The sequence below is a fragment of the Pseudomonas sp. LAIL14HWK12:I7 genome (assembly GCF_000483465.1).
Taxonomy (GTDB): Bacteria; Pseudomonadota; Gammaproteobacteria; order Pseudomonadales; family Pseudomonadaceae; genus Aquipseudomonas; species Aquipseudomonas kermanshahensis.
The window spans coordinates 188,256-199,192 of record NZ_AXYZ01000013.1 but is presented as its reverse complement, the minus strand read 5'-3'; the positions used below and the strand labels follow the sequence as shown (position 1 = coordinate 199,192).

9 protein-coding genes and 1 rRNA gene are annotated in these 10,937 nt (G+C 61.5%); 9 read left to right on the top strand and 1 reads right to left on the bottom strand.

All coding sequences use genetic code 11. The features are described from left to right. The 4 genes from rrf to D886_RS0114310 all read left to right on the top strand — a co-directional run. Positions 1 to 99, top strand: a 5S ribosomal RNA gene (gene rrf, locus D886_RS27470); the annotation flags it as partial. A 163-nt stretch (positions 100 to 262) separates the two neighbouring features. Further along, positions 263 to 922 carry a paraquat-inducible protein A gene (locus D886_RS0114320; protein ID WP_027594582.1) on the top strand — a complete coding sequence of 220 codons (660 nt, stop codon included), beginning with the start codon at positions 263 to 265 and terminating at the stop codon, positions 920 to 922. Then, the gene (locus tag D886_RS0114315) at positions 909 to 1,532 is read left to right on the top strand and encodes a paraquat-inducible protein A (protein ID WP_027594581.1); all 624 of its coding nucleotides are present in this window, start codon (positions 909 to 911) and stop codon (positions 1,530 to 1,532) included. The genes D886_RS0114320 and D886_RS0114315 overlap by 14 nt, the downstream gene beginning before the upstream one ends. Beyond that, positions 1,525 to 3,825 (top strand): PqiB family protein, encoded by a 2,301-nt coding sequence (locus D886_RS0114310; RefSeq protein ID WP_027594580.1) that lies wholly within the window; start codon positions 1,525 to 1,527, stop codon positions 3,823 to 3,825. Before D886_RS0114315 ends, D886_RS0114310 begins: the two co-directional genes overlap by 8 nt. A 206-nt stretch (positions 3,826 to 4,031) precedes the next feature. Here the strand turns inward: D886_RS0114310 and rpsT are convergent, their stop codons facing one another. Further along, a complete protein-coding gene (gene rpsT / locus D886_RS0114305; RefSeq protein WP_003247625.1) occupies positions 4,032 to 4,310 on the bottom strand; it encodes a 30S ribosomal protein S20 in 279 nt (92 codons plus the stop codon). 249 nt (positions 4,311 to 4,559) lie between these two features. Here rpsT and murJ point away from each other — a divergent pair, with 249 nt between their 5' ends. The 5 genes from murJ to fkpB all read left to right on the top strand — a co-directional run bounded on the left by murJ (position 4,560) and on the right by fkpB (position 10,933). Next, a complete protein-coding gene (gene murJ, locus D886_RS0114300) occupies positions 4,560 to 6,098 on the top strand; it encodes a murein biosynthesis integral membrane protein MurJ (protein WP_027594579.1) in 1,539 nt (512 codons plus the stop codon). 118 nt (positions 6,099 to 6,216) lie between these two features. Continuing rightward, entirely contained in the window at positions 6,217 to 7,167 is a 951-nt protein-coding gene (gene ribF / locus D886_RS0114295; RefSeq protein WP_027594578.1) for a bifunctional riboflavin kinase/FAD synthetase, read from the top strand. Beyond that, positions 7,164 to 9,995, top strand: a complete 2,832-nt coding sequence (ileS, locus tag D886_RS0114290) for an isoleucine--tRNA ligase (RefSeq protein ID WP_027594577.1) — start codon at positions 7,164 to 7,166, stop codon at positions 9,993 to 9,995. The genes ribF and ileS overlap by 4 nt, the downstream gene beginning before the upstream one ends. Then, entirely contained in the window at positions 9,988 to 10,503 is a 516-nt protein-coding gene (lspA, locus tag D886_RS0114285) for a signal peptidase II (RefSeq protein WP_027594576.1), read from the top strand. The genes ileS and lspA overlap by 8 nt, the downstream gene beginning before the upstream one ends. Continuing rightward, on the top strand, positions 10,496 to 10,933 hold the full coding sequence (fkpB, locus tag D886_RS0114280) for an FKBP-type peptidyl-prolyl cis-trans isomerase (protein ID WP_027594575.1): 438 nt from the start codon (positions 10,496 to 10,498) through the stop codon (positions 10,931 to 10,933). Before lspA ends, fkpB begins: the two co-directional genes overlap by 8 nt. Positions 10,934 to 10,937 lie beyond the last annotated feature (4 nt).

Genomic DNA, 10,937 nt, shown 5'->3' with positions numbered 1-10,937 from the left:
ATTGGAACCACCTGATCCCATCCCGAACTCAGTAGTGAAACGATGCATCGCCGATGGTAGTGTGGGGTTTCCCCATGTGAGAGTAGGTCATCGTCAAGATTCATTTCGCAAAACCCCTATCTGCGCGAGCAGGTAGGGGTTTTGTCTTTTCCGGGCTTCAGCACCGACTGGCACCTGCAGTTGCACACCGGTCAATAGTCGCCTCCCACATTTTGAGCCAGATCACTAGAATAGAGCCCACGCATCCATTCAGAAGCTCGATATGCCCAACCCTGTCGAACCCGAAGCACTGGCTCAATTGCCGCTGGACGAACTCGTTGCTTGCCACGAATGCGACCTGTTGATGCGCAAGCCCGTGCTGCAGCATGACGAAAAGGCCCAGTGCCCGCGCTGCGGCTATGAGCTTTACGCCCACCGGCACAACGTGGTCAACCGTAGCCTAGCCCTGGTGCTCACCGCCCTCTTGCTGTTCGTGCCGGCCAATTTCCTGCCGATCATGCAGCTGCACCTGCTTGGCCAGACGTCCGACGATACGGTATGGAGTGGCGTCTTAGGCCTCTACAACTCCGAAATGCGTGGCGTGGCCGTCGTGGTTTTCCTGTGCAGCATGGCCATTCCCTTGGCAAAGCTGCTGTGCCAGCTGGCAGTGCTGCTAAGTATTCGCCTGGATGTAGGACGCAGCTATGGCCTGTTGTGCTATCGCATCTATCACCATCTGCGCGACTGGGGCATGCTCGAGGTCTACTTCATGGGCGTGCTGGTTGCGATCGTCAAACTGGTAGACCTGGCCGAGTTGACCATCGGGTTGGGCCTATTCTGCTTCATCAGTTTGTTATTGATTCAGGTGTGGCTTGAAGTGGTGATGTCACCGCATCAGATCTGGAGTGCGCTTTCCGGGGAGGATCTCCATGCGGGCGATTGATGCAGGCATCCTTGTCTGCAATGAGTGTCACGAACTGAACAGGCAGGAGGCCGACAGCGCCTCGCAGGCATGCACGCGCTGTGGCGCCATCGTGCATGGCCGTCGACCCAACAGCATCGTGCGTACCTGGGCGCTGTTGATTGCGGCTTCCATTCTGTACATCCCTGCCAATCTGTTGCCGATCATGACCGTCAGCACGCTCGGCCAGGGCAGCCCCGATACCATCATGTCGGGCGTCATTACCCTGCTCAAGCACGGTATGGTGCCCATTGCGGCGGTGGTCTTCATTGCCAGCATCCTGGTGCCCACCTTCAAGCTGGTGGGCATAGGCTTGCTGTTGTACTCCGTTCAACGCCGACAGCCGCTTTCTGCGCGCCAGCGGATCCTGATGTACCGCTTCATCGAATTCATCGGACGCTGGTCCATGCTCGATATTTTCGTCATCGCCATTCTGGTGGCGGTAGTGAATTTCGGCCGAATAGCCAGTGTCGAAGCCAACCTGGGTGCTGTCGCCTTTGCCACTGTGGTGATCCTGACGATGCTCGCTGCTTTAACTTTCGATCCCCGACTGATTTGGGATAACACGGAGTCGGATGACGACCATGAGTGACCTGCCTACGGCAAAAACCCGCCCAGCCTCGAACTGGTCGGCCATCTGGATTCTGCCGCTGATCGCGTTGATGATCGGCGGCTGGTTGGCATGGCAGGCGTATCGGGATGCGGGTGTAGAAATCGAAGTTCGTTTCACCACCGGTGAAGGGATCGTCGCCAACAAGACCGAAGTTATCTACAAGGGCATGCCGGTCGGTAAGGTGACGTCCCTGGTGCTGGACGCCAAGGGCGACAACCAAGGGGTGATCGCCACCATTGAGATGAACAAGGCGGCAGAACCACACCTGACAACCGGTACGCGCTTCTGGCTGGTCAAGCCAAGCGTCAGCCTGGCGGGTATTTCCGGCCTGGAAACCTTGGTCTCGGGTAACTACATCGCCGTCAGCCCTGGCGAAGGGGAGAAGGCCAAGCGCTTTACCGCCTTGTCCACGGCGCCGCCCTTGTCCGACAGTGAGCCCGGCTTGCACCTGACGCTCAAGGCCGATCGATTGGGGTCGCTCAACCGCGACAGCCCGGTTTTCTACAAGCAGATTCAGGTCGGCCGGGTGAAGAGCTACCGGCTTTCCGATGATCAGGATACGGTCGAGGTCAAGGTATTCATCCAGCCCGCCTACGCCAGCCTGGTGCGCAAACACACGCGTTTCTGGAATGCCAGCGGCATCAGTATCGATGCCAGCCTGTCGGGCGTGAAGGTGCGCAGCGAGTCGCTCTCGAGCATCGTCGCCGGCGGTATTGCCTTTGCGACACCGGAATACCGCAAGGACAGCCCGCCAACCGACCCCAGCCTGCCGTTCCGCCTGTACGAAGACTTTGATGCTGCCCAGGCCGGCATCCGCATCAAGGTCAAGCTGAGTGACTACGAAGGCCTGCAGGCTGGCCGCACGCCGGTGATGTACAAAGGCATACAGGTCGGCTCGCTGAAAGCGCTGAAGATGGAGGATAACCTCGGCAGCGCCATGGCCGAGCTCACCCTCGACCCGCTGACCGAGGACTACCTGGTCGAAGGGACACAGTTCTGGGTGGTCAAACCGTCCATCTCGCTGGCGGGCATCACAGGCCTGGAGGCTTTGGTAAAAGGTAACTACATTGCCATTCGCCCCGGCGAGAAGGGCGCCAAGCCGCTGCGTGAGTTCGAAGCTCGGCCCAAGGCGCCGCCGCTGGACCTCAAGGCACCGGGCCTGCACATGGTGCTGTTCGCCGATACCCTGGGGTCGTTGGAAGTCGGTAGCCCGGTGATGTATCGCCAGGTGAAAGTGGGTAGCGTGCAGAGCTACCAGTTCGCCCGCAACAGCAACCGCATCCTGATCGGTGTGCACATCGAGAAGGAGTACGAGAAGCTGGTCAACGGCTCGTCGCGCTTCTGGAATGTCAGTGGTATTACCCTGACCGGTGGGTTGTCGGGCATCAAGATCAAAAGTGAATCACTGCAAACGCTGATGGCGGGCGGTATCGCCTTCGACACGCCAAGGCCTGATGTGGCGCTCAAGCGTCATATTCCACGCTTCCGCCTGCATGACAGCGAGGAGGCGGTCAATCGTGCGGGTACCTTGATCACCATTCGTGTCGACCGCGCCGATGGCTTGAAGCCGGGCACGCCGATCCGCTTCCGTGGCCTGGACGTTGGCAGTATCGAAAGCGTCGATCTGACCGCAGACTTGCAGGCGGTGCTGTTGCGGGCACGCATTACTGAAGCGGCGGAGCGTATTGCCCGGGTCGGCACCCAGTTCTGGGTGGTCAAGCCTGCGTTGGGCCTGGTGCGCACTGAAAACCTCGACACCTTGATTGGTGGGCAATACCTGGAAGTGCAGCCGGCGGCCAAAGACAGAGGCACGCAGCGTGATTTCATTGCCCTGGCAGATGCCCCAGAGGTGGCTGGCCCTGAGGTGGGCTTGCCGTTGACGCTCAGTGCACCGCGGCGTGGCTCGATCAAGCCGGGTGTGCCGGTGACCTACCGTGAAGTTGCAGTCGGCAAGGTGACAGGCTTCGAGCTGGGCCAGAGCGCCGACCGCGTGCTGATCCATATCCTTATCGAGCCGCGCTATGCCGCATTGGTGCGCAGCGGCAGCCGCTTCTGGAACAGCAGTGGCTTTGGCTTCGATTGGGGGCTGTTGAAGGGCGCTACGGTGCGTACCGAGTCGCTGGAGACACTGATCGATGGCGGTATTGCCTTTGCCACCCCGGATGGTGAGCAGATGGGCAACCCGGCGCGGCCGCAACAAACCTTTGCCCTGTTCGACAAGGCAGAGGATCAATGGCTGCAGTGGGCGCCGAAGATCCAGATAGCCAAGTGATGGATGCCAGGGCCGCCTAATGCGGCCCTAGCTTTGTGTAGGAGCAGCCCTGTGCTGCGAAGAGGCCGGTGCAGGCACCCTTGATGTCAGGTGCTTGCACCGGCCTCTTCGCAGCACAAGGCTGCTCCTACACAAAGCCCGTGTAATGAAAAATCGCAGGCAACAAAAAACCGACCCTAGGGTCGGTTTTTTGACAAGCATGTCGCTTAGGCAGCTGCAGCTTCTTTCAGCGCCTTGATGTGGCCATTCAGACGGCCTTTGTGGCGAGCAGCTTTGTTCTTGTGGATGATGCCTTTATCGGCCATACGGTCGATTACAGGCACAGCCAGAACGTAAGCGGCTTGCGCTTTTTCAGCGTCTTTTGCGTCGATGGCTTTAACTACATTCTTGATGTAGGTGCGGACCATGGAACGCAGGCTGGCGTTGTGGCTGCGACGCTTCTCAGCCTGTTTTGCACGTTTCTTGGCGGAAGGTGTGTTGGCCACCGTCGAGCTCCTCGAAAGACTTTAGGTAAATAGCAAACAAAATAGGCCGCGAATCATGCCGATCAGTCGAACGGATGTCAAGGCCACCTGCAAGGTTCCGCCGAGCGGTGCGCCAACAAGAGGGAAAGATTCCTTTCTGCTGCGCGACCTGTAAACTCGGGAATTTTTGGCTCCCCTGCGAAGGCGCGGGAGTATCGCACATTCGAACGCTGTCTGCAGCGTCCTCTGTCTCTGACGTGAATCTTTTCGATGAATCTGCTCAAATCCCTGGCCGCAGTCAGCTCAATCACCATGATTTCCAGGGTGTTGGGCTTTGTGCGCGACACCATCCTGGCGCGTGTATTTGGTGCCGGCATCGCCACTGATGCCTTTTTCATCGCGTTCAAGCTGCCCAACCTGCTGCGGCGGATTTTTGCCGAGGGGGCGTTTTCGCAAGCGTTCGTGCCGATTCTGGCCGAATACAAGACCCAGCAGGGCGAGGAAGCGACCCGTACCTTTATTGCCTATGTCAGCGGCCTGTTGACCCTGGTCCTGGCCCTGGTCACGGCCGTTGGCATCCTCGCGGCGCCCTGGGTGGTGTGGGCGACAGCGCCTGGGTTCGTCGACAGTGCCGAAAAATACGCGCTCACCACCGACCTGTTGCGGGTGACCTTTCCTTATATATTGCTGATTTCGCTGTCGTCGCTGGCGGGGGCGATCCTCAATACCTGGAACCGATTCTCGGTCCCCGCATTTACCCCGACCCTGCTGAACGTGGCGATGATCTTCTTCGCCGTGGTGCTCACGCCGTATTTCGACCCGCCCATCATGGCGTTGGCCTGGGGTGTACTGGCCGGCGGCCTGGCGCAACTGCTGTACCAGCTGCCGGCACTGAAGAAGATCGGCATGCTCGTACTGCCACGCCTGAACCTGCGCGACACCGGTGTATGGCGCGTGCTCAAGCAGATGCTGCCGGCGATCCTCGGCGTTTCGGTCAGCCAGATATCGCTGATCATCAACACCATCTTCGCCTCGTTCCTGGTGGCCGGCTCGGTGTCGTGGATGTATTACGCCGATCGCCTGATGGAGCTGCCGTCCGGCGTGCTCGGCGTGGCCCTGGGCACCATCCTGCTGCCGACGTTGGCCAAGACCTACGCCAACAAGGACCGCGAAGAATACTCGCGCATCCTCGACTGGGGCCTGCGCCTGTGCTTCCTGCTGGTGTTGCCTTGCACACTGGCCATGGCCATTCTCGCCGAGCCGCTGACGGTGGCGCTGTTCCAGTACGGCAAGTTCAGCGCGTTCGATGCGGCCATGACCCAGCGTGCGTTGATGGCCTATTCTGTGGGCCTGTTGGCGATCATTCTGGTCAAGGTACTGGCACCAGGCTTCTATGCGCAGCAGAATATCCGGACACCCGTGAAGATCGCGGTGTTCACGCTGGTCTGTACTCAGCTGTTGAACCTGGTCCTGGTCGGCCCGCTTGCGCATGCTGGCCTGGCCCTGGCGATCAGCCTGGGTGCCTGCCTCAATGCTGGCCTGCTGTTCTGGAAGCTGCGCAGCCAAGGGCTGTTCGAGCCGCAAGCGGGCTGGGTACGCTTCCTGTTCAAGCTGGTATTGGCCGTTACATTGATGTCGGCGGTTTTGCTGGCGGGCATGCACGTCATGCCGGCCTGGGAGCAGGGCGGCATGCTCGAGCGCTTCGTGCGTCTCGGGGCGCTGATCCTGGCGGGCGTCGTGACGTATTTCGGCTGCCTGTACCTGTGCGGCTTCCGGCCACGGCATTTTGCCCGCAAGGCCCTGCACTGAGGCCTAGCGCACGTCAGGCGTCGGTTTTTCGCATTCCACGCCACCCCTGGGCGCTGCTGCCTGTCACCGGCGCCCGGGTGTGGTTATAATCGGCCACTTTATGAGCAAGAAGCGCGTTATGCAGCTGGTTCGAGGTCTTCACAACCTGCGCCCCGAGCACCGGGGCTGTGTCGCCACCATTGGCAACTTCGACGGGGTTCACCGCGGCCACCAGGCAATCCTGGCGCGTCTGCGCGAGCGCGGCCAAGCACTTGGCCTGCCGACCTGCGTGGTGATCTTCGAGCCACAGCCGCGCGAATACTTTGCCCCCGATACCGCCCCGGCGCGTCTGGCTCGGCTGCGCGACAAGGTCGAGCTGCTGGCCGCCGAAGGCATCGACCGCGTGCTGTGCCTGGCATTCAACCAGCGCCTGAGCAAGCTCAGCGCCGATGAGTTTGTCAAGGCCATCCTGGTCGACGGCCTGGGCGTGCGTCACCTTGAAGTGGGCGACGACTTCCGCTTTGGCTGCGACCGCGCAGGCGATTTTGCCTTCTTGGTCGAGGCCGGCGACAAGTACGGGTTCACCGTCGAAGCCGCCAACACGGTTATCCAGGATGGTTTGCGGGTCAGCAGCACCGAAGTGCGCAAGGCGTTGTCCGAAGGCGACTTCGAACTGGCCGAGCACCTGCTGGGCCGCCCGTACCGCATCACTGGCCGGGTCTTGCACGGCCAAAAACTCGCGCGCCAACTTGGCACGCCCACCGCCAACATCCAGCTCAAGCGCCGCCGCGTGCCGCTGTCCGGGGTTTACCTGGCCAGCATCGAAATCGACGGCAAGGCCTGGCCGGGTGTCGGCAATATCGGCGTGCGCCCCACCGTTGCCGGTGATGGGCGCCCGCACCTGGAGATTCATCTTCTGGATTATGCCGGCGACCTGTATGGCCGGCGTCTGACGGTGGAGTTCCACCACAAGCTGCGTGAAGAGCAGCGATTCGCCTCCCTTGAGGCGCTGAAGTCGGCGATCGACGCGGACATCGCCGCCGCACGTGCACATTGGCACGCTCAACCGCTAACGAAGAGCCTGAAATGACCGACTACAAAGCCACGCTAAACCTTCCGGACACCGCCTTCCCGATGAAGGCCGGCCTGCCTCAGCGCGAACCGCAAATTCTGCAGCGCTGGGACAGCATTGGCCTGTACCAGAAGCTGCGCGAAATTGGCAAGGATCGTCCGAAGTTCGTCCTGCACGACGGCCCGCCCTATGCCAACGGCAAGATCCACATCGGTCATGCGCTGAACAAGATCCTCAAGGACATGATCGTCCGTTCCAAGACCCTGGCGGGCTTTGACGCGCCCTACGTGCCGGGCTGGGACTGCCATGGCCTGCCGATCGAACACAAGGTCGAAGTCACCCACGGTAAGCACCTGTCCGCCGACCGCACCCGCGAGCTTTGCCGCGAGTACGCCGCCGAGCAGATCGAAGGGCAGAAGACCGAGTTCATCCGCCTGGGTGTGCTGGGCGACTGGGACAACCCTTACAAGACCATGAACTTCGCCAACGAGGCCGGTGAAATCCGTGCCCTGGCCGAGATGGTCAAGCAAGGTTTCGTGTTCAAGGGCCTCAAGCCTGTGAACTGGTGCTTCGATTGCGGTTCGGCACTGGCCGAAGCCGAAGTCGAATACGCCGACAAGAAGTCGCAGACCATCGACGTGGCCTTCCCGGTCGCCGACGCCGACAAGCTGGCCGCCGCCTTTGGCCTGGCCTCGCTGGCCAAGCCTGCCGCCATCGTGATCTGGACCACCACCCCGTGGACCATCCCTGCCAACCAGGCGTTGAACATCCACCCGGAGTTCAAGTACGCCCTGGTCGACACCGGCGAGCGCCTGCTGGTGCTGGCTGAAGAGCTGGTCGAGTCGTGCCTCAAGCGTTACAACCTGGAAGGCTCGGTGGTTGCGACCGCCCAAGGCTCGGCCCTGGAGCTGATCAACTTCCGCCACCCGTTCTACGATCGCCTGTCGCCACTCTACCTGGCTGACTACGTCGAGCTGGGCGCCGGTACTGGTGTGGTCCACTCCGCACCTGCCTACGGTGAAGACGACTTCGTCACCTGCAAGCGCTACGGCATGGTCAACGACGACATCCTCACGCCGGTGCAAAGCAACGGCGTGTATGTCGAGTCGCTGGAGTTCTTTGGCGGCCAGTTCATCTGGAAGGCCAACCCGGCCATCGTCGAGAAGCTGGGCGAAGTCGGTGCGCTGATGCACTCCGAAACCATCAGCCACAGCTACATGCACTGCTGGCGCCACAAAACCCCGCTGATCTACCGCGCCACCGCGCAGTGGTTCGTCGGCATGGACAAGCAGCCAACCACCGGCGAGCCGCTGCGTGAGCGCGCCCTCAAGGCCATCGAAGAAACCAAGTTCGTCCCGGCCTGGGGCCAGGCGCGCCTGCACTCGATGATCGCCAACCGCCCGGACTGGTGCATCTCGCGTCAGCGCAACTGGGGTGTGCCGATCCCGTTCTTCCTGCACAAGCAGACCGGCGAGCTGCACCCGCGTACCGTCGAGCTGATGGAAGCCGTGGCCAAGCGCGTCGAGCAAGAAGGCATCGAGGCCTGGTTCAAGCTGGACGCCGCCGAACTGCTCGGTGACGAAGCCGGCCAGTACGACAAGATCACCGACACCCTGGACGTGTGGTTCGACTCCGGCACCACCCACTGGCACGTGCTGCGTGGCTCGCACGACATCGGCCACGCTACCGGCCCGGTCGCCGACCTGTACCTGGAAGGCTCCGACCAGCACCGCGGCTGGTTCCACTCGTCCTTGCTGACCGGTTGCGCCATCGACAACCACGCGCCGTACCGCGAGTTGCTGACCCACGGCTTCACCGTGGACGAGAACGGCCGCAAGATGTCCAAGTCGCTGGGCAACACCATCGAGCCGGAAAAGGTCAACAACACCCTGGGTGCCGACATCCTGCGCCTGTGGGTTTCGGCCACCGACTACTCCGGTGAGATGGCGGTTTCCGAGCAGATCCTGCAGCGTAGCGCCGACGCCTACCGCCGTATCCGCAACACCGCGCGCTTCCTGCTGTCCAACCTGTCGGGCTTCGACCCGTCCCGCGACCTGCTGGCCCCAGAGGACATGCTGGCCCTGGACCGTTGGGCAGTGGACCGCACGCTGCTGCTGCAGCGCGAGCTGGAAGAGCACTACAGCGAGTACCGCTTCTGGAACGTCTACTCGAAGATCCACAACTTCTGCGTGCAGGAGCTGGGTGGCTTCTACCTCGACATCATCAAGGACCGCCAGTACACCACCGGCGCCAACAGTGTCGCGCGCCGTTCGTGCCAGTCTGCGCTGTACCACATCAGCGAAGCACTGGTGCGCTGGATCGCGCCGATCCTGGCCTTCACCGCCGACGAAATCTGGCAGTACCTGCCGGGCGAGCGCAACGAGTCGGTGATGCTCAACGGCTGGTACCAGGGCCTGAGCGAGCTGCCGGAAGGCACCGAGCTTGACCGTGCCTATTGGGACCGCGTCATGGCGGTCAAGGCATCGGTCAACAAGGAGCTGGAAAACCAGCGTACCGCCAAGGTCATTGGTGGCAACCTGCAAGCCGAAGTTACCCTGTACGCCGAAGAAGGCCTGAGCGCCGACCTGAGCAAGCTGGGCGACGAGCTGCGCTTCGTGCTGATCACCTCGGCTGCCAGCGTGGTGCCGTTCGTGCAGGCACCAGCTGATGCCGTGGCGACCGAAGTCGAAGGCCTCAAGCTGAAAGTGGTCAAGTCCGGCCACGCCAAGTGCGGCCGCTGCTGGCACTTCCGCGCCGACGTTGGCAGCCACCCGGAGCACCCGGAAATCTGCAGCCGTTGCGTCGACAACCTGAGCGGTTCGGGCGAGGTGCGCCACTATGCCTAACCCTGTTGCGGGGCGCTTCGGGCGCCTTGCCTGGCTCTGGCTGAGCCTGGTGGTCCTGGTCCTTGACCAGGTCACCAAGGTCTATTTCGAAGGCAAGCTGAGCCTGTACCAGCAGATCGTGGTCATTCCTGACTACTTCAGCTGGACCCTGGCCTACAACACCGGGGCGGCGTTCAGCTTCCTCGCCGACAGCTCCGGCTGGCAGCGTTGGCTGTTCGCCCTGATCGCCCTGGTGGTCAGTGCGGTGCTGGTGGTCTGGCTCAAGCGTCTGGGGCGCAGCGAGACCTGGCTGGCCGTCGCCTTGGCATTGGTGCTGGGTGGTGCGTTGGGTAACCTGTATGACCGCATCGTGCTTGGCCACGTGGTCGACTTCATCCTGGTGCACTGGCAGAACCGCCATTATTTCCCGGCCTTCAACCTGGCCGACAGTGCCATCACCGTTGGTGCGGTGATGCTGGCGCTGGATATGTTCAAGAGCAAGAAGTCCGAGGAGCCTGTCCATGACTGACACCCGTATTGGCCAGAACACCGAAATCACCTTGCACTTCGCCCTGCACCTTGAAAACGGCGACACGGTCGACAGCACGTTCGACAAGTCGCCCGCCATGTTCAAGGTCGGTGACGGCAACCTGCTGCCCGGTTTCGAAGCCGCGCTGTTCGGCTTCAAGGCCGGCGACAAGCGCACCGTCACCGTGGCCCCGGAGAACGCCTTCGGCCAACCGAACCCGCAGAATGTGCAAGTGATGCCGCGCTCGCAGTTCACCGACATGGAGTTGTCCGAAGGCCTGCTGGTGATCTTCAACGACGCCGCCAACGCCGAGCTGCCGGGCGTGGTCAAAGCCTTCGATGACGCGCAGGTGACCATCGACTTCAATCACCCACTGGCTGGCAAGACCCTGAGCTTCGAGGTGGAGATCCTCGATGTGAAGGCCTTGTAAGCCT

Excerpts from the sequence above, each read along its gene's own strand:
- D886_RS0114320 (WP_027594582.1), top strand. The coding sequence starts at position 263 with ATGCCCAACCCTGTCGAACCCGAAGCACTGGCTCAATTGCCGCTGGAC.
- D886_RS0114315 (WP_027594581.1), top strand. The coding sequence starts at position 909 with ATGCGGGCGATTGATGCAGGCATCCTTGTCTGCAATGAGTGTCACGAA.
- D886_RS0114310 (WP_027594580.1), top strand. The coding sequence starts at position 1,525 with ATGAGTGACCTGCCTACGGCAAAAACCCGCCCAGCCTCGAACTGGTCG.
- murJ (WP_027594579.1), top strand. The coding sequence starts at position 4,560 with ATGAATCTGCTCAAATCCCTGGCCGCAGTCAGCTCAATCACCATGATT.
- ribF (WP_027594578.1), top strand. The coding sequence starts at position 6,217 with ATGCAGCTGGTTCGAGGTCTTCACAACCTGCGCCCCGAGCACCGGGGC.
- ileS (WP_027594577.1), top strand. The coding sequence starts at position 7,164 with ATGACCGACTACAAAGCCACGCTAAACCTTCCGGACACCGCCTTCCCG.
- lspA (WP_027594576.1), top strand. The coding sequence starts at position 9,988 with ATGCCTAACCCTGTTGCGGGGCGCTTCGGGCGCCTTGCCTGGCTCTGG.
- fkpB (WP_027594575.1), top strand. The coding sequence starts at position 10,496 with ATGACTGACACCCGTATTGGCCAGAACACCGAAATCACCTTGCACTTC.